The organism is Vreelandella massiliensis, from assembly GCF_900155385.1.
Classification (GTDB): Bacteria; Pseudomonadota; Gammaproteobacteria; order Pseudomonadales; family Halomonadaceae; genus Vreelandella; species Vreelandella massiliensis.
Genome location: NZ_LT699744.1, coordinates 315,597 through 332,341 on the forward strand (window position 1 = coordinate 315,597; position 16,745 = coordinate 332,341).

Annotated in this window: 17 protein-coding genes and 1 pseudogene; 5 read left to right on the forward strand and 13 right to left on the reverse strand. The window is 60.2% G+C overall.

The features are described 5' to 3' along the window. Positions 1-2: 2 nt before the first annotated feature. Together BQ9846_RS01470 and BQ9846_RS01475 are read left to right on the forward strand one after the other, a co-directional pair. A complete protein-coding gene (locus tag BQ9846_RS01470; protein ID WP_075878846.1) occupies positions 3-1,118 on the forward strand; it encodes a 5-(carboxyamino)imidazole ribonucleotide synthase in 1,116 nt (371 codons plus the stop codon). Between the two features lie 174 nt (positions 1,119-1,292). Continuing rightward, positions 1,293-2,894 (forward strand): diguanylate cyclase domain-containing protein, encoded by a 1,602-nt coding sequence (locus BQ9846_RS01475; RefSeq protein ID WP_075878847.1) that lies wholly within the window; start codon positions 1,293-1,295, stop codon positions 2,892-2,894. Positions 2,895-2,963: 69 nt separating this feature from the next. On the opposite strand, the gene BQ9846_RS01480 is transcribed toward BQ9846_RS01475, so the two are convergent. The 5 genes from BQ9846_RS01480 to BQ9846_RS01500 form a co-directional block, all read right to left on the reverse strand. Further along, positions 2,964-3,731 (reverse strand): transporter substrate-binding domain-containing protein, encoded by a 768-nt coding sequence (locus BQ9846_RS01480; RefSeq protein WP_075879450.1) that lies wholly within the window; start codon positions 3,729-3,731, stop codon positions 2,964-2,966. Between the two features lie 181 nt (positions 3,732-3,912). After that, positions 3,913-4,641: an ABC transporter permease gene (locus BQ9846_RS01485; RefSeq protein ID WP_075878848.1), complete on the reverse strand. Its 729-nt coding sequence runs from the start codon at positions 4,639-4,641 to the stop codon at positions 3,913-3,915. Further along, the gene (locus tag BQ9846_RS01490; RefSeq protein WP_075878849.1) at positions 4,641-5,345 is read right to left on the reverse strand and encodes an ABC transporter permease; all 705 of its coding nucleotides are present in this window, start codon (positions 5,343-5,345) and stop codon (positions 4,641-4,643) included. The genes BQ9846_RS01485 and BQ9846_RS01490 overlap by 1 nt, the downstream gene beginning before the upstream one ends. Before the next feature lie 20 nt (positions 5,346-5,365). Beyond that, positions 5,366-6,136 carry an ABC transporter ATP-binding protein gene (locus tag BQ9846_RS01495; protein ID WP_075878850.1) on the reverse strand — a complete coding sequence of 257 codons (771 nt, stop codon included), beginning with the start codon at positions 6,134-6,136 and terminating at the stop codon, positions 5,366-5,368. A 99-nt stretch (positions 6,137-6,235) separates the two neighbouring features. Next, on the reverse strand, positions 6,236-7,234 hold the full coding sequence (locus BQ9846_RS01500; protein WP_075878851.1) for a succinylglutamate desuccinylase: 999 nt from the start codon (positions 7,232-7,234) through the stop codon (positions 6,236-6,238). 153 nt (positions 7,235-7,387) lie between these two features. On the opposite strand from BQ9846_RS01500, the gene wrbA reads away from it, so the two are divergent. Next, positions 7,388-7,987, forward strand: a complete 600-nt coding sequence (gene wrbA, locus BQ9846_RS01505) for an NAD(P)H:quinone oxidoreductase (protein ID WP_075878852.1) — start codon at positions 7,388-7,390, stop codon at positions 7,985-7,987. Between the two features lie 19 nt (positions 7,988-8,006). On the opposite strand, the gene BQ9846_RS01510 is transcribed toward wrbA, so the two are convergent. The 5 genes from BQ9846_RS01510 to BQ9846_RS01530 form a co-directional block, all read right to left on the reverse strand. Continuing rightward, entirely contained in the window at positions 8,007-9,083 is a 1,077-nt protein-coding gene (locus BQ9846_RS01510) for a tartrate dehydrogenase (RefSeq protein ID WP_075878853.1), read from the reverse strand. 41 nt (positions 9,084-9,124) lie between these two features. Further along, a complete protein-coding gene (locus BQ9846_RS01515) occupies positions 9,125-9,661 on the reverse strand; it encodes a lipocalin family protein (protein WP_075878854.1) in 537 nt (178 codons plus the stop codon). Further along, positions 9,654-10,439: a M90 family metallopeptidase gene (locus tag BQ9846_RS01520; RefSeq protein WP_075878855.1), complete on the reverse strand. Its 786-nt coding sequence runs from the start codon at positions 10,437-10,439 to the stop codon at positions 9,654-9,656. The genes BQ9846_RS01515 and BQ9846_RS01520 overlap by 8 nt, the downstream gene beginning before the upstream one ends. Positions 10,440-10,639: 200 nt before the next feature. Continuing rightward, positions 10,640-11,581: an ABC transporter substrate-binding protein gene (locus tag BQ9846_RS01525; RefSeq protein ID WP_075878856.1), complete on the reverse strand. Its 942-nt coding sequence runs from the start codon at positions 11,579-11,581 to the stop codon at positions 10,640-10,642. Between the two features lie 39 nt (positions 11,582-11,620). Then, positions 11,621-12,784 (reverse strand): TauD/TfdA family dioxygenase, encoded by a 1,164-nt coding sequence (locus BQ9846_RS01530; protein WP_075878857.1) that lies wholly within the window; start codon positions 12,782-12,784, stop codon positions 11,621-11,623. Positions 12,785-12,909: 125 nt separating this feature from the next. On the opposite strand from BQ9846_RS01530, the gene BQ9846_RS01535 reads away from it, so the two are divergent. Next, entirely contained in the window at positions 12,910-13,797 is an 888-nt protein-coding gene (locus tag BQ9846_RS01535) for a LysR family transcriptional regulator (RefSeq protein ID WP_075878858.1), read from the forward strand. 9 nt (positions 13,798-13,806) lie between these two features. Beyond that, entirely contained in the window at positions 13,807-14,142 is a 336-nt protein-coding gene (locus tag BQ9846_RS17190) for an MGMT family protein (RefSeq protein ID WP_075878859.1), read from the forward strand. Here the strand turns inward: BQ9846_RS17190 and BQ9846_RS16440 are convergent. The 3 genes and pseudogenes from BQ9846_RS16440 to BQ9846_RS01550 form a co-directional block, all read right to left on the reverse strand. After that, positions 14,031-14,264, reverse strand: a pseudogene (locus BQ9846_RS16440) (thiamine pyrophosphate-dependent enzyme); the annotation flags it as partial. The gene BQ9846_RS17190 and the pseudogene BQ9846_RS16440 overlap by 112 nt on opposite strands. Next, positions 14,156-15,745, reverse strand: a complete 1,590-nt coding sequence (locus BQ9846_RS01545; protein WP_235818883.1) for a bifunctional GNAT family N-acetyltransferase/carbon-nitrogen hydrolase family protein — start codon at positions 15,743-15,745, stop codon at positions 14,156-14,158. The gene BQ9846_RS01545 and the pseudogene BQ9846_RS16440, both read right to left, overlap by 109 nt. A 55-nt stretch (positions 15,746-15,800) precedes the next feature. Beyond that, complete coding sequence (locus BQ9846_RS01550) at positions 15,801-16,718, reverse strand: DMT family transporter (RefSeq protein WP_075878860.1); 918 nt, start codon at positions 16,716-16,718, stop codon at positions 15,801-15,803. Positions 16,719-16,745: the final 27 nt, after the last annotated feature.

Genomic DNA, 16,745 nt, shown 5'->3' on the forward strand with positions numbered 1-16,745 from the left:
ACATGCATATCGGCGTATTGGGCGCAGGCCAGCTCGGGCGGATGCTGGCGCTTTCGGGCTACCCGCTGGGCAACCGCTTCACCTTCTTGGATACCACCGGTAAGCCGAGCGCCGGGATTGGCGAGGTGATCGTCGACCCCGACAACCAGCACCTGGCGGCCTTTCTGGCTAAGGTCGACGTGGTGACCTACGAGTTCGAGCACCTGCCGGTTCAACTTGTGCGCGAAATCGAGCAGCACAAACCCGTCTACCCCGGCAGTCGCGCCATCGAGGTATGCCAAAACCGCGTGGAAGAGAAGGCGCTGTTTGATCGGCTCAATATTCCCACGCCGGCGTACCGGGTGGTCGAGAGCGCCGAGCAGTTAGAGGCCGCGGCGCGTGAGCTGGGCTGCCCCGTTGTGGCGAAATCGGTCACCGAAGGCTACGACGGCAAAGGCCAAGCGGTGCTGAAGGCTCCCGGGCAAGCGGGCGGGGCGTGGGAGAGCATCGGTCACACGCAACTGATCGTGGAGGCGTTTGTGGATTTTGTCCGCGAAGTCTCGATGATCGCCGTGCGCGGCCGCGACGGTGAGGTCAAGTTCTACCCCATGGCGGAAAACGTGCACGTTGATGGCATTCTGCGCTACTCGATCGCGCCGCTGCCGGATCTTGACGACAGTGTGCAGCAGACGGCGGATAGTTATATTCGCGCGCTGCTTGATGAGCTTGATTACGTCGGCGTGCTGGCGCTGGAGCTTTTTCAAACCCGCGATGGGGGGTTGCTCGCCAACGAAATGGCGCCGCGCGTGCACAACTCCGGCCACTGGACCATGAATGGGGCGGTGACCAGCCAGTTTGAAAACCACCTGCGCGCCGTACAAGGGTTGCCGCTGGGCGATACCCACGCCATTGCGCCGACCTGCATGGTGAATGTGATTGGTCGTGAGCCGGCAAGCGCCGATGTGTTGAAGCTGCCCAACGCGCACTTGCACCGCTATGACAAGAGCGAGCGCGCCGGGCGTAAGTTGGCGCATATCAACCTGGTGGCGAGCACCCATGAGGCGCTTTTCAAACAGGTGCAGGCATGCGCGGCACTGGTGCCAGATGCGCCGCCCCCGACCTTTCATTTTGTGCCCTAACGCGCATCCCCCTGGCGCTAACCGCTCTTTTGCGGTAAAGATAATTAACCATCTAGTCAGGTCGCCTGAGGGCGGCCTGACTGTCTGCTACGTTTAGATGAGTACATAACAACAAGCTCGTATCACGGGCGAGCAATGACGCCGATCGTCAGCGCATAAAAAAACGGAGTTTATATGCCTAACGCCGCATCCATCGCGACGGCTTCGGGGCTGCGCAGCGGGTTTCGCCGTGACCACTATGTCACGCTGAAGCGGCTGCGCGGTGAGAAAGTGCGTTTACTCTACGACAAGCTTTGGCAGCCGGTGCTGGCCAGTGTGCTGGCGGCTTTTTTGTTGGTGGCCGCCATGTGGCCGGTCATCTCCCCCGCTGTCTTACTGGGTTGGTTGGCGGCGGTGGTACTGGTCTCCAGCGTGCGCTTGGGGTTGGCGTACCGTTATCACCGCCTTCCGAGTATGCAGCAGCAGCGCTACCGGTGGCTGCGGCGCTTTAGCCTGGGGGCCATTGCGGCGGGCTGCGTGTGGGGCGCGGGGAGCGTGCTACTTTTTACCCCGGAGCACCACGGTCAGCTCGCGGCGCTCTCGATTGTGATGGCGGGCATTACCGCTGGCGGGGTGACCACGCTTTCCGCCGTGTGGTGGGTAGCGCTGGGGTTTGTGCTACCGATCATGCTGCCGCTACTGATCCAGTTTCTGCTGCTTGGTACCCCGCTAGCGCTATTGATTGGGGCGGTGCTGGTGCTGTTTTTGGGGTTGATTTTTGTGGCCAGTCGCCGCTTCAGCCGCATTATCCACGATAACATCGCCCTGCGCGTGAGCATGGCCGCGCGCGAGGCGCTGCTGCTGGAGAGCGAAAACCGCTACCGCTCGATCTTTAACCACTCGCCGCTTGGGGTGTTGCACTTCGACTGCGAGGGCCAAATTACCGACTGCAACGATAAGGTGTTGTCGATTTTGGGCGTGGAGCGCGGGCAGATGATAGGTTACGCCATGCTAGCGCCCTCCGCCAATCAAGAGGTGGCCCAAGGGGTGCGCGATGCGCTAACCCGCGGCACCGGCTACTACGAAGGCACCTATGTGTTACCCAAAGCCGAGCAGGGCACGCCATTGCGGGCGATTTTTAACGCCGTGCACAGCGCCGGCAACGAGAAAGTCGGTGGCGTGGCGATCATCGAAGACTTTACCGAGCGCAAGCGCTACGAGGCGATTATTTATCGTCAGGCCTATTACGATGCGTTGACCGACTTACCCAACCGGCGGCTGTTCATCGAGCGGCTCGAAACCCTCTGGCGGTCTCCTATGCCATGCCAGGGCATCCTGATGTTTCTTGACCTTGACCGCTTTAAGCTAATCAACGATACCCTAGGGCACGCGGCCGGGGATGATTTGCTGGTGCAGGTCGCCCGCCGGCTAGAGAGCTGCCTGGGCGAGGAGGATATCGTCGCGCGCTTAAGCGGCGACGAGTTTGTGCTCTTGGCGTGCTTTGAGGGTACGAAGCGTCGCGACGTAGAGGTCCGCGTCACGGCCTATGCCGAGCGCGTTAAGCAGGCGCTTTCGGCGCCGTATCGGTTAGAGAGCCGCTGGGTCGATGTGACTCCAAGTATTGGTTACACCTGTATCAATAGCGATGCATCCGACCACGAAGAGGCGCTCAAACAAGCTGACATTGCCATGTATCGGGCAAAGACAGCGGGGCGTGATCGCATGTGCCGCTACCAGGCCGAGATGGGCGATGATTTTCAACGTATCGCCGAACGTAGCACTGCAGCTCATCGCTAAGCTGACATGACTAACGCAAAAGCCCGGCGGATGCCGGGCTTTTGCGTGCTGAAGTACCGCTTTGAGACGTTACTCTTCGCCGAAATAGCGCTGGTAAATTTCGTCGTAAGTGCCGTCTTCTTGAAGCGTGTCCAGGGCCTCGTTGAACTTTTCGGCAAGCGCTTCGTCGCGCTGGCGGAACGCGATACCAAAGCCGTCGCCAAAGTACTCTTTCGGCTCGGTGATCATTTCGCCCACGACTTTGTAGTCACGGTTATCGCTATCCAAAAGCGTTGCCTTGCCCACCGGGTAGTCGAGGAAGAGGATATCCAGGCGCTCGGCTTCCATGTCGAGGACCATGTCGTCGGCGGTGGCGTAGCGGTTCACGTTAGCTGCATCGCCGTACATATCAGTGACGTAGTTGTCCTGCAGCGTGCCGCGCTGAACGCCAATGGTGAGATCCTCAAGCGAGGCCTCTGTCGTTTCCTCGAGGTCGCTGGTGGCCGGCGCAAACCAGGCCGAAGGCGGCGTAAAGTAGGGGTCAGAGAAGAGCACTTGCTCGCGGCGCTCATCGTTGATGGTCATCGACGACATGATGGCGTCGTACTTGCGCGCCATAAGGCCAGGGATGATGCCGTCCCAACCCTGCACGACCCATTCGCACTCGATGCCGATCTCGGCGCACAAGGCGTTGCCTAAGTCGATATCGAAGCCGGTCAGCTCGCCGTCGGGGGTGCGGTACTCCATGGGCTCGTACGGCACATCCACGCCGATGCGGATCTCCTCGTAATCGCGCGCTTGAGCGCTGGTGGCGGCAACGGCCAAGCCGAGAAGCGACAGTGACAGCACTTTTTTCATGGTGTTGCGTTGCATAGAAAAGCTCTCCGAACGTGATGGGTTCACCTTTTGGGTGATCCCCTTTAACTTACCTAAGCTTTGCGTTGAGGCAAAGCCCAACGTGCTAGCAGGCGCTTCGACAGGCTCAGCGCGAACGGCGCCAGGTTACCCGAACCGCTCACCCTGAACTCGTCGAAGGGCGTTATGCCATGGGCTGCAAATGCGCGAGTAGCTTTTTTTCCAAATAGCGGAATAGGTAGAGAATCGCAAAGGTGAGGCAGAGATAAATCGCCGCTACGAACAGAAACGCATCAAACGGCGCGTAAAAACGCGCGTACACAAAGCGCGCGGCGCCGGTGAGATCCATGATGGTGACCACGCTTGCGATGGCGCTGGCGTGAAGCATGAAAATCACCTCGTTGCCGTAGGCGGGCAGGGCGCGGCGAAAAGCGCTCGGTATCACGATGCGGCGCAGGGTGAGCGTCGGTGACATGCCGTAGGCGCGCGCGGCTTCGATTTCCCCTTTGGGGGTGGCCTTGATGGCGCCGTGAAAGATTTCGGTGGTGTAGGCCGCCGTGTTGAGGGTGAATGCCACCAAAGCCGGCACAAAGGGCTCTTTCAAAAGCACCCACAGCCACGTGTCTTGAATGCCATCGACAAACACCACGCCGTAGTAGATCAAATAGAGCTGGATCAGCAGCGGCGTGCCGCGAAACACATAGGTGTAGGCAAAAATCGGCCACTTGATCAAGCGCCGTTTAGCGCCACGGCCAATGGCCAGCGGCACGGCGGCAACCAGCCCGATCAGCAGCGAAAGAAAAACGAGTTGAACGGTGGTGACAAGCCCCTCGCCATAATACGAGAGGGTCTGCAGGGTAAAAATGCTGTTCTCGGCGAGCAGCGCTTCCAGGCGGTTTAGCAGGGCTTCCATTAGTCCGCCTCCCCGTAGCCGATGTTGTAGCGCTTTTGCAGCCGGGCAAACAGCCATTCGGAGACGCTGGCGATCAACAGATAAATCACCGCTACGATCATCATAAACACGAACGGCTCGCGGGTGGCTTTGGACGCTTCCGCGGCCACGCGCACCATGTCCGATAAACCGATAACGGACACAAGCGCCGTGGTTTTTAACAGCACCATCCAGTTATTGGAGAGCCCGGGAAGGGCGTGGCGCATCATCTGCGGAAAGCGAATGCGCCGGAACACCAGCGAATCGCTCATGCCGTAGGCTTTGCCCGCTTCGATCTGGCCCTGATCGACCGCCATGAACGCGCCGCGAAACGTCTCGCCCATATAGGCGCCAAAAATTAGGCCAATGGTGACAACGCCTGCCACGAAGGCGTTGATGTTGATGAAGATATCAATGGCCCACTGCTCGTAGAGCCAATCGCTGATCATGTTGACCCCGATTTGGCCGCCAAAGAACAGCAGCATCATCAGCACAAGGTCAGGTACGCCGCGGATCACCGTGGTGTAGAGCGTGGCGAGACGGTGCGCGAGCCAACTGCGCGACATTTTGGCACTGGCGGTCACAAGCCCCAGCACAATGGCTAAGGCCAGCGCGAGGAGGGCAAGCATAATCGTCACCCCCGCCCCCTCCAGCAGGCGCGGGCCGTAACCGTGTAGGTCAAGCATGGTGAGCCTCGCAAGACATGTCAGTATTTAGGCGCCAGAAACTGCTTTAAGCGCGGCGATTGCGGGTTACCCAGCACATCGGCCGGTGCGCCGGCCTCTTCGACCAAGCCTTGATGCAAGTAGATCACCTGGCTTGAGACGTCGCGGGCAAAGCCCATTTCATGGGTGACCACGATCATCGTGCGCCCCTCATCGGCCAGATCGCGCATTACCTTGAGCACGTCGCCAACCAACTCGGGGTCGAGCGCGGAGGTAGGCTCATCAAACAGCATCACCTCCGGGTCCATGGCCAGCGCCCGGGCGATGGCACCGCGCTGCTGCTGCCCGCCGGACATTTGCGCGGGGTAGGCCTCACTGCGGTGGGAGAGCCCCACGCGCTCAAGCAGGGCGTGCGCGTGCGCAACGGCCTCTTTTTTAGGCTTGCCGAGCACGTGAATGGGGGCCTCGATGATGTTTTCCAAAAGCGTCATGTGCGCCCAAAGGTTGAAGCTTTGAAACACCATCGACAGGCGTGCGCGCATCCGCACGACCTGTTTCCAGTCGGCGGGCTCGCGCCCATGCTTGGTAGATTTAAAGCGTATCTCTTCGCCGTGAACGATCAAATCGCCCTCATCCGGCTGCTCTAACAGGTTCATGCAGCGCAAAAAGGTGCTCTTGCCCGAGCCGGAGGCACCAATCAGCGTGATGACATCGCCCTTGTGGGCTTGGAGTGACAGCCCTTTAAGGACTTCCGTATCGCCGAAGCGCTTTTTGATATTGCGCACTTCAAGAGGGGTAGGCGTTGCGGCCATAGCAGGGCTCCAAGAACGTAAGCGCCGAAAAGGCGTGGCGCCGGTTGCGCGGTTGATTCGGTTGTCGTGGCGCTCAGCGCGAAAAAGGGGGCGATTCTATCACCGATTAGCGCCGTGTGGGGGCGCACTCGATCTTACTAACAAGCACGCGCGGGCGCCAATCTCCACGCAGGCGTTGGGAAAGACCACATGCAGGGGCGTCTCACCCACGCAGACTTCCCCCTGCTGTCCGTCTTGCGCGAGCAGCGTGCCCGGGGGAAAGGCGGTGAAATTCGGCGTGTCATCGGCAAAGCAGAGCTGAAAATCCTCGGCTTGGCGCCTAATTTCATGCGCCACGTGAAAGAACGCCATCTGCTCGGGGGCGGCTTGTGCCGGGGCCTGGCCGCTTGCTAAGGCGCTGAGCAGCTCAAGCATCGGCGCGAGAGAGGCAAGGTCATTATGACCAAAGGGCGCGACGCGACCGAGCTCAAAGGTGAACGCTTGGGCGCCGTGGTAGTGCTTGCTGTAGTGAGAGAAGGTAAAACTCGGCGTGCGCTGCTGTAGCACCGCCTGCATATCGGCGGCGGCCAGCCAGCGCCACTGTTGCGGTTCGGTGGCGGTGTCGGCGTACGGCTCGACCACAAATCGCGGGTAGCGACTCTCGCGAATGGCGGTGTGCAAATCGTAGTGCAGCGGGGAGAGCTTAGCGTGGCGGGCGTAAAACGCATCCACTTGCGCCATGAGTTCGCGGGCGCGGGCCGGCTCATGCCCCGTGGCGGATAAACCGCGCTCAAATAAGCGGTTAAGGTTGGTGCTGATAAAACGCTGGCTTTCGCGCAGTGCAGGTAGGTTGCCGAGAATTACCAGCACCGGCGCGCCCAACGGCAAGACGCCGGCCTCAATGCGGGCGAGTAGCTCGCCAAGAAGCTCCACCGGGGCGGTTTCATTGCCGTGAATGGCGGCGGAGAAAACGCAGGCATGAGCGCCTTCGGCCGGCGTCATCGGCACGAGCTCCAGCACGCCAGGGGCGAGCAGCGTGTAGTGGCCGGAAGGAAGCGGGCCGCTGCGGTGCGACGAGGGGGCGCCTTCGAGGGTTAAGTCGAGCCATTCGCTTAGCATAGCGAGCTCCTGTGAAGTAATTCGATGCTCTGTGTCGAAAACATTCGCTTTTATCTGATAGTGGGTCGGCTATTGTAAAGCGCACACACCGTGATCACCCATAACGGTAATCAGCAATAACGCAAGTCAAGAACGACGGTAAAGGAGCGATAGATGACAAAGGTACTGGTGCTTTACTACTCCATGTATGGCCACATCGATACCATGGCACACGCGGTCGCGGAAGGCGCAAAAAGCGTTGATGGCGTCGAGGTAAGCGTAAAACGCGTCCCGGAAACCATGCCCGAAGACGCGTACAAAAACGCCGGCGGCAAGCAGGATTTTGACACACCGGAGGCAACGCCGGATGAGCTAGCGGATTACGATGCCATTATCGTGGGCACGCCAACCCGCTTTGGCAACATGGCCGGTCAAATGCGCACCTTTTTTGACCAAACCGGCGGTCTGTGGGCAAAAGGCGCGCTGCGAGGCAAGGTGGCGAGCGTGTTTACCTCCACGGGTACCGGCGGTGGCGACGAGCAGACCATTACCTCCACCTGGACCACGCTCGCCCACCACGGCATGGTGATCGTGCCGATCGGCTACGGCTTGGAAGAGCAGTTCGATATCTCCAAAGTCAGCGGCGGCACGCCTTACGGCGCGGCAACGATCGCCGGCGGTGATGGCTCGCGCCAACCCGATGAACGTGAGCTGAAAATCGCCCGCTTCCAAGGCGAGCTGGTCGCGAAGACCGCCGTCAAGCTGGCCGGCTAAGAGTACCGCTTCCCTCGCACTAGGCGCTTTGAATACGCTGGGCAATCGCACTGCCCAGCGTTTTTGTGGTGCCCTGCCCGCCAACATCGGCGGTGAGCACGTTGGCGTCGCCCTCCGCGAGTACCGCTTCGATGGCGTCAACCATCGCCTTGGCCGCGTCGTTATGACCCAGATGTTCTAGCATCATCGCTCCCGACCAGATCTGCCCGATGGGGTTGGCGATGCCTTTGCCCGCGATATCCGGCGCGCTGCCGTGCACCGGCTCGAATAGGCTGGGGAATTTGCCCTCCGGGTTGATATTGGCCGAAGGTGCAATGCCAATCGTCCCGGTACAGGCCGGGCCCAGGTCGGAGAGGATATCGCCGAACAGGTTGCTACCCACCACCACGTCGAACCAGTCGGGGTGGAGGACGAAGTTGGCGGTCAAAATATCAATGTGGAATTTATCCACCGCGACATCGGGGTAGTTCGTGGCCATTTCCGCCACGCGCTCATCCCAGTACGGCATGGTGATCGAGATGCCATTGGATTTGGTCGCCGAGGTGAGCTTTTTACGCGGGCGGGATTGCGCCAGATCGAAGGCGTATTTCAGCACGCGATCGACCCCGGTGCGGCTCATCACCGTCTCTTGAATCACGACTTCGCGCTCGGTGCCTTCAAACATCTTGCCGCCGACGCTGGAGTACTCGCCCTCGGTATTTTCGCGCACGACGTAAAAGTCGATATCGCCCGGCTCACGGCCTGCCAGCGGGCTTTTGATCCCCGGCATCAACTTACACGGGCGCAGGTTAATGTATTGGTCAAACTGGCGCCGGAACTGCAGAAGCGAGCCCCATAGCGAGATGTGGTCGGGTACCGTCTCCGGCCAGCCGACCGCGCCGTAAAAAATGGCATCGACATCTTTCAGCTGCGCAAACCAGTCATCCGGCAGCATCTGGCCGTGTTCGAGATAGTAATCGCAGCTACCAAATTCAAAGGTGTGAAAGTCGAGATCAAGGTTGAAGCGCTTAGCGGCGGCTTCAAGGGCGCGCACGCCTTCGGGCATGACTTCGGTGCCGATACCGTCGCCGGCAATGACAGCAATACGCTGTGCCATGTTGTTGCTCTCCTGAACAGGTCAGATAAAAAAGAGGGGTGTCAGTCGGAGGGGCAGGCCTCGCCTTGTTTCACGTCGATAAGCTCGTCGGTGGGAAAGTCGAGTTCAGCGGCGCGTGCACGCAAGCGCGCTTCGGTGTCGGCATCCATCTGCGGGGTGCGCGAGAGAATCCACAGGTAGTCGCGGTTGGGCCCGGCCACCAGCGCCCACTGATACGCATCATCGAGCTCTAGAATGTTATAGCCGCCAAAGAAGGGGCCGAAAAAGCTCACTTTCAGCCGGCCGACCGTCTCATCCTCAATAAAATAGGCGCGTCCTTCGGCCTCGTCCCACCTCTGCTCTTCAATGTTGTAACCGCGGTTGATGACCTTGACGCCGTCGTCATCGCGCAAGCGGTAGTGGGCGGTCACGCAGTCGAGGCCGCGCTCGAAAGAGTGATCCAAACGGGCGATTTCATACCACTGGCCGAGGTAGCGGTCGAGCTCAAAATCCGTGACCGGCTCGGTGCCGGAAGGCATACCGGTACAGCCGGCCAGTAGCGCCGTCGCGGCGAGGCTGCCGCCAAGTGGTCTAAGCATGGTGAATCCTGGTGAGCGGTTGCTGATTAAAGTAGCGACAGAGTAACCCATACAGGTCGGGATACGCATCGGCGAACCGCTCAGGGTCGCAGAAAAACGTCTCGCAGCAAACGGCGAAACACTCACCGGGGTGGCTCGCCGCGTAATCGTCAATGGGGGGTGATTCGCCCTGGCGGATACAGCGCTGCAGGTCATTCCACACCTGGGTAAAGATACCGTGCCACTCCGCTGGCGTGATGCTACTCGGCAGGGGCGGGAAGCCATCGATATCGATGGAGTTGCCCATATCCAGCTTGTGCGCGAGCTCGTGAATCAGGACGTTGAAACCAGTGAAATCGCCGCTTTGCATGAGGTCGGTGAAAGCCACCACCACTGGGCCTTGGTAGGAGGTCTCGCCGGCACGCGTGTCCGTGAATGCGTGTACCACGCCAAATTCATCCATCTCCTCCACCTCGCGGGTAAAGCCATCGGGCAGTACCACGATTTCATGCACATTGGAAAACGCATCCGCGTGCTCGAAATCGCTCCACCCGAGCGTCATTAGACAGGCCTGCCCGGCCAACACCAGCTGTGCGGGGCGATCGAAAGGGGTTGTTTCGAGGGTAGGGTGCAAGGTGATGCGCTTATGCTCAAGAAAGTGCCAGGCGCGCTGGCCCAGGCGCTCGGCTTCCTCCTCTGTCAGCGAGCGCAATAGCGCCACGCGCTGGCACGCGGCTTGCCAATCAGCAACCGGAAACGAGCGTGAGGAAGAGCGCGTGCTGAACCAGCGAAACAGCATGAGCGTAAGCCTGTTAGTGGAGCGGATAGTGCTTTGAAATAGTGCTTTGAAATAGTGCTTTGAAATAGGACTGTGAATCGGGCCGTGGGTAGGGGAACGGCTTGACCAACTTATACTAACGGATAGGCTGATTTGCAATGCTTAGGCGGCTAGCCCACGGTTAACGTCGCCAGCCGCCTTATCGGAGGTAGGGTAGCGATTTACTCGCTGAGCGCTGCCTTGACCGCTGGCCAGGCCGGCTCGCCGTCGCGAGTGGTCACGCCGTCGAGCATGGTTTCGACTTTATCCCGGTTATCGCGGATCCAAGTAGCGGCAACGGTGTCTAGGTCACGCTCTTTTTGGCCGAATTGCTGAATCATCCAGCTCTGCTCTTCGGCGGTAAAGGTGAAGCCTTCAAAAAAGGCCGCCACATTCGGGTGCTTGTCGGCATACTCGCTACGCATGACCGTAAGAACGTCGCTCTCGCCGTTATTTTCACCAAATAAGTCCTTGGCGTCGTCGAGGTAGCGCATGGGAAGCTCAAGGTTCATCCAGTGCGGCGTCCAGCCGACCCAGACAATCGGCTCCTCGCGGGAGATGGCGTCGCGTGCGGCGGAGAGCATGCCGACCTCGCTGGTATCGACCACTTCCCAGTCGCCCAGGCCCCACACATCGTCATCGATCGCGTTATGCAGAATTTCGCTGGCGGCGGAGCCTGCGCCAAAGCCGTAAATCTCGCCGCCGAATTGCTCACGATGCTCGTCGAGGTCGGCGAAGCTCTGCACGCCGGCGTCATAGGTATAGGCCGGCACGGCCAGCGTCATTTGTGCGCCGTCGACGTTGTTACCGATGCCGCGAATCACGCCCGAGGCTTCGCGCGGAGCATACATCTCGCGTTGCGCGGGTAGCCAAGCGCCCAGAAAGGCGTCGATATCTCCGCTCTCAAGGCCTTGGTAAATCACCTGCAGGCCAATGTCGTGGGTGCGCGTGTCGTAACCTAGTGGGGCGAGCAGTTGCTCGGCGATGGCCGTTTTGACAGTGATCCCCGGCCACGCCGGAACACCGAAATCTAAGGTCTCGTCATCGGCGTGGGCGCTAAGGCCATATAGGCTCACTGCACTCAGGGCGATGGTAAGCGTAGTTTTGGTCAAGGAAGTCGGCATATCTATCGTTCTCCTTATTAAATGAGTGCTGCGATCAGGTTAACCCTGCTGGCGGGCAATGACGCGCAAACGTGATTCGAGCATATCACGGTCGAGATAGGTGCCCTGCAAGTGGCGCGGGCCGCTATTGGGATCGAAGGAGCGCCGCCCATGCAGCACGCGGCGGTTGTCGAAAGCCACCATCTGGCCGGGTTGGAGCGTGAACTCTAGCTCATGGGCGCTGCTATGGAAGAGTTGCCATAGCGTGCGATAAGCGCGGTACCAGCCCTCCATCTGTTCAGCGGGCAAGTGCAGGGTATCGCGAATCCAGTTGTTGAAGCGCAGCTCGCGCAGGGTGCCGTCCGGATTCAGGTCGATTAGTGGGGCGCGCACGGCGATATCGTGGGTCTCATCCTGAAAGCGGAAATCGATCGGCGTTTCGCTGAGAATCCGCAAAGCGCTGGGGTCCTGCGCGCGCAGCGCCTCTATCACCCGAGCGCCATCGGCAAAGGTGGACTCGCCGCCCGTGGCGCCGTTTTGTAGGCAGTAGAGGAGCTGAATGTCCGGCGGATGGCGCCAGTTGGGCAGGTCGATGTGCAGCGCCAGCTCGACCGGCGTATAGGCGGCGTTGTTGGGGTTGGGTTTGGACTTCACATCAAAGCGGGCGCCGAAGTTGGTCGCGCGCTGGGGGCCGATCTTCTCGGCCAGGCGGCTGACTTCTTCCTCTACCAGCGGCCCATCGGTAATCAGCGCCAGCCCGTCGCGCAGCATCGCGCTCAGCCAGGCTTGCTCGCCCTGCGGGGTCAGAAAGTCGGCGTGGGCGATGCGCTCGGGAGTAAAGTGGTCGCGCCACGGGGTGGCGTTAGGCAGCACGTTGGGCAGCGGGGTTTCCGGGCGGCGCTGGTGTAGCCAGCCGCTATGAAAAGCGCTGCGGTGGCCGTCGGCCCAGGTTAGCCACAGATGCCCGTCAATCACGTTAACGCTATCGGGCGCTTTCACCTCGTGCAGCGGCGTATAGAGCCGTTCGCGAGTTTGTGGGTGGCGGCACTCGGCGCAGGCGCAGTGATCGCGAAGCCATACCCAGGGAAGCGCCGTGGTATCGCCGTTTTGCCAAGTGAGCTTAAGGCTAGCAGTATCGGCGTCGGCCTCGGCGAGCAGAGGGCCGTCGGCATAGGGGTAAAGCTCCTGCATATCGGGGGCGGTGGGGGTCGCCACGCTGTTCATCGTATTCTCTCCGTTATCGCTGTTGTGGGCGCCGTGAAGTGCGTCCAGGATGGGGGCTGGCCAGGGCAGTGACAAACGATTAATCTGGCGTCTAAGGCCAAGCTCAGCTAATAGGTAGGTTTTTCATGAGCACACTTCCGCCCTTGATATGGCTGCAGGCGTTTGAGGCCGCCGCGCGCACGCTCAGTTTTACCGCGGCGGGGCACGAGCTGGGGGTTACCCAGGCGGCGATCAGTCAGCGTATTCGGCTCTTGGAGGATCGGTTGGGGCAGAAGCTGTTTGTACGCCATCCCCGCAGTCTGTCGCTCACCCCGGCCGGGCAGGCGTGGCTGCCGAGTATTCATGATGCCTTTGCCCGGCTTCAGGAGGGCACCTCGGAAGTGTTTGGGCATACCGGCGGCCAGCCGGTCACGTTGCGGGCCACACCGGTGATTCAGCAGGCGTGGTTGGCACCGCGCTTGGTGGCGTTCCATCGCTGGGCGCCGCATATCGCGGTGCGCACGGTAAGCGCGATCTGGCCGGACGATTTTGGCCCCGAAGGCGCCGACATCGAAATTCGCTATGGTCACGGCGACTGGCCGGGTGTTGAGGTTTGCTCGCTAGGAGATGAGGCGCTTTTGCCAGTGTGCTCCCCCGCGCTGGCAAAAGCGTTCGATACGCCTGCGGCCTTGGCCGGGCATACGCTGCTGCACGCCGTGGGCTTTGGCAGCGGCTGGCCGGCGTGGTTTGCGTTGGTGGAAATGCCCGAGGTGGAGCAGCAGTGCTATGCGCTGACCTGTGATAATCAGGTCATGACCTTGGCTCTCGCCGCCCAAGGGGCCGGTGTCGCGCTGTCTCATCAGCGCTTGCTGGAAGGACGAAAGGATCTTGTCGCGCCGTTTGATCAACCGCTGCCCAGTGAAGAGGGCTTTTTGCTGGTTCGTCCGAGCCGACGCCAGGTAAGCGATGAAGCCCAGTGGCTATGGCAGTGGCTGTGTAAGGGCGACACCGATGCAAATGCCGTGAAAAGGTAGGAGGCCGTTATGCCCCGGGCCGAGTTACTGGAGCAGATTTACACCATCGTGGATCAAATACCCGAGGGGCGCATTACCACTTATGGCCGCATCGCGGCGATGACCGAGGGCGCCACGCCGCGCTCGGTGGGCGCCGCGATGCGTCACTTGCCCGCCGGGCATCGTCTNAAGTCTTCGCGGTACTTCTCCACCATCGCTTTGGCATCGTCCTCGCTGACGACACCATCTTTTATCAGGCGTTCAACAAAGAGGGTGCGCGATGAAGGGTGCTGCTTGATTTTGGAGTACATCATCGGCTGGGTGCCGGAGGGCTCATCCGCTTCGTTATGGCCACGACGACGGTAGCACACCAGGTCAATCACCACGTCTTTCTTAAACTGCTGGCGGTAATCCAGGGCCACTTGGGTCGCATGCAGAACCGCGTCGGGGTCGTCGCCATTAACGTGGAAAATCGGCGCCTGAACCATCTTAGCGATATCGGTGCAGTACCGGTCAAGCGCGTCAGATCAAGGTCAGAGAACAGCACCATCTCGGTATTGGGCGTGGTTTCGGCCAGCACCGCGTCGTGGGGGAAGGCAAAATCCGATGGCGAGAACACCGCTGACTGAGCGTACTGGATATCCAGGTTCTCGATCGACGGCAGGTTCCCTACGCTGCCGCACAGCACCACGTAGCACTCGTTCTCGATGGCGCGGGCCTGGGCGCAGTGGCGCACGCGCAGGTAGCCGTTTTTGGTGTCGGTCCAAAACGGCACGAAAAGCATGTCCATGTCCTGGTCGGCCAGCAGGCGGCTAAGCTCGGGGAACTCGACGTCATAACAGATCAGCACCCCGATGCGCCCGGCGTCGGTGTCGAATACACGCAAATTATCGCCCCCCTCGATCACCCAGTCGCGGCGCTCCTGCGGGGTAATGTGCAGTTTGGCCTGGTGCTCGACGCTGCCGTCGCGGTGAAACACATACGCGACATTGTAGAGCCGGTCATCTTCCCCCACTTCAATCATCGACCCGCCGACGATGTTGATGTTGTAGGAGACCGCCATGCGCGAAAGCTCGGTTTTGAACTTATCGGTAAAGCCGGCCAGAAAGCGAATCGCGCTCATTTGATCCTGCTGGGCGGCGCGGTCCTGCAGGCCCATCAGCGGCGCGTTGAACAGCTCCGGGAAGACCGCGAAGTCGCTTTGGTAATCGGAGAGCGCATCAACGAAGTACTCAATCTGCTGAAGCGCGGCTTCCACCGAATCAAACTCGCGCATTTGCCACTGCACGGCGCCAACGCGCACCTGGGTGGGGCGCGTGTCGAGCACGTTCTCCGCCGGCTCGAAGAGGATGTTGTTCCACTCAAGCAGCGTGGCGTAACCCTTGGACTGCTCGTCTTCGGGCAGGTATTTGCGCAGCAGGCGCTTGACCTGAAAGTCATTGGCGAGCTGGAAGGAGAGGATCGGGTCGTGAATCTCCTTGCGCGCGACTTTCTCGATGTACTCGGTGGGGCTTAGCTCGTTGGCGTGCTGGTAATACTCGGGAATACGGCCACCGGCCAGGATGGCGCGCATATTAAGCGAGCGGCACAGCTCCTTGCGCGCCTCGTAAAGTCGCCGGCCGAGGCGGTAGCCACGGTAGTCCGGGTGTATCAGTACGTCGAGCCCGTACATGGCATCGCCATCGGCATCGTTGCGAATGATCTCGCGATGGCCGATCAAGTCGTCGTACTTGTGCGGGTTGGAGAACTCGTCGTAATCCACCCGCACGGTGAGCGCGACGCCCACAATGATACCGTCGTCCTCGATGGCGATCTGCCCATCGGGAAACTCCTGGATCAGTTTGTCGATGGTGTGCTTCGGCCAGGCACCGCCAATGTCGTGGTAGACGGCATCCATCAGCATTTTAAGCTGAGGGTAGTCCTCAGTGTTTAAGTTGCGCAGGTTTAAATGCAGGTCTTCTAAAGACATATCAGCGGGTCCCGTTGCTCAATAACATTGCCACCATCGTAACACCGGTGAGCGTTCACTGCTGAGCGCGCTTGACACCGCGCGCCGCGAGCGTCTGCTTGAACGGCTGGGTGAGCCGTTGCGCCATGATGACGCCGGCCAAAATCAAAAAGCCGCCGATGAGGTGGAAAGCCGCTAACCGCTCGGCCAGAAACACCATCGCGATCACCGCGCTGAAAAGCGGCATCAGGTTAATGAAAATGCTCGCTTGGCTCGCTCCGATCTGGCGCACCGCGCGCATCCATAAGAACGTGGTAATGATGGAGGCGGGAATGCCGGCATACACAATCAGCCCGATATTGTGGCTATCTACCGGCGTCATCGGCCCGATGAGATAGGGCGGTAGCAGAAACAGCACGGCAAAACAGACCTGGGCGTAAAGCATCACCCACGGCGGCAGTCCCATCTGCCAGCGTTTGAGCATCACGCCATAAAGCGCGTAGCAGGTCGCCGCGACGACCATCAGCGCATCCCCGGGGGAGACCTCAAGGCGCAGCAGCGAAAGCGGGTTGCCCTGCCCAAGAAGCACGGTGACGCCGAAAAACGCCAGCACCCCGCCCATGACACCGCCTATCGTGGGTGCTTCACGCAGGATCAGTGCGCTGAGCAGCACGGTTAACAGCGGCACCATGGCGGCGAGAATGCCCATGTTGGTCGCCGAGGTGGTTTGCGCGGCGACATAGGCAAGCCCTTGCCAAAGCCCCATGCCTAGCAAGCCGAGCAGCGCAAGCTTGGGCCATTCGCGGCGAATCTCAGCGCGATGGCGCCACGCGGCGGGCAGCACAAAGGGCGTTAACACCAAAAGCGCGAGCAGCCAGCGCAAAAACGCGATACTGCTGGGGGCGATCGCCCCCACGGTGAGCTGGTTGATGGTCATGTTGCCCGACCAGATCAGCACCGTGGCCAGCGGGGGTAAAAAATAGATCAGCGGCATGGTGTTCCTTATGAGGGTGTCACCTAT

Bases quoted from the DNA above. Each gene is read 5' to 3' on its own strand.
- BQ9846_RS01515 (WP_075878854.1), bottom strand. From the start codon at position 9,661: ATGCTTAGACCACTTGGCGGCAGCCTCGCCGCGACGGCGCTACTGGCC.
- BQ9846_RS01525 (WP_075878856.1), bottom strand. From the start codon at position 11,581: ATGCCGACTTCCTTGACCAAAACTACGCTTACCATCGCCCTGAGTGCA.
- BQ9846_RS01480 (WP_075879450.1), bottom strand. From the start codon at position 3,731: ATGAAAAAAGTGCTGTCACTGTCGCTTCTCGGCTTGGCCGTTGCCGCC.
- BQ9846_RS01470 (WP_075878846.1), top strand. From the start codon at position 3: ATGCATATCGGCGTATTGGGCGCAGGCCAGCTCGGGCGGATGCTGGCG.
- wrbA (WP_075878852.1), top strand. From the start codon at position 7,388: ATGACAAAGGTACTGGTGCTTTACTACTCCATGTATGGCCACATCGAT.
- BQ9846_RS01475 (WP_075878847.1), top strand. From the start codon at position 1,293: ATGCCTAACGCCGCATCCATCGCGACGGCTTCGGGGCTGCGCAGCGGG.
- BQ9846_RS01500 (WP_075878851.1), bottom strand. From the start codon at position 7,234: ATGCTAAGCGAATGGCTCGACTTAACCCTCGAAGGCGCCCCCTCGTCG.
- BQ9846_RS01535 (WP_075878858.1), top strand. From the start codon at position 12,910: ATGAGCACACTTCCGCCCTTGATATGGCTGCAGGCGTTTGAGGCCGCC.
- BQ9846_RS01520 (WP_075878855.1), bottom strand. From the start codon at position 10,439: ATGCTGTTTCGCTGGTTCAGCACGCGCTCTTCCTCACGCTCGTTTCCG.
- BQ9846_RS01530 (WP_075878857.1), bottom strand. From the start codon at position 12,784: ATGAACAGCGTGGCGACCCCCACCGCCCCCGATATGCAGGAGCTTTAC.
- BQ9846_RS01495 (WP_075878850.1), bottom strand. From the start codon at position 6,136: ATGGCCGCAACGCCTACCCCTCTTGAAGTGCGCAATATCAAAAAGCGC.
- BQ9846_RS01510 (WP_075878853.1), bottom strand. From the start codon at position 9,083: ATGGCACAGCGTATTGCTGTCATTGCCGGCGACGGTATCGGCACCGAA.
- BQ9846_RS01485 (WP_075878848.1), bottom strand. From the start codon at position 4,641: ATGGAAGCCCTGCTAAACCGCCTGGAAGCGCTGCTCGCCGAGAACAGC.
- BQ9846_RS01550 (WP_075878860.1), bottom strand. From the start codon at position 16,718: ATGCCGCTGATCTATTTTTTACCCCCGCTGGCCACGGTGCTGATCTGG.
- BQ9846_RS01545 (WP_235818883.1), bottom strand. From the start codon at position 15,745: ATGTCTTTAGAAGACCTGCATTTAAACCTGCGCAACTTAAACACTGAG.
- BQ9846_RS01490 (WP_075878849.1), bottom strand. From the start codon at position 5,345: ATGCTTGACCTACACGGTTACGGCCCGCGCCTGCTGGAGGGGGCGGGG.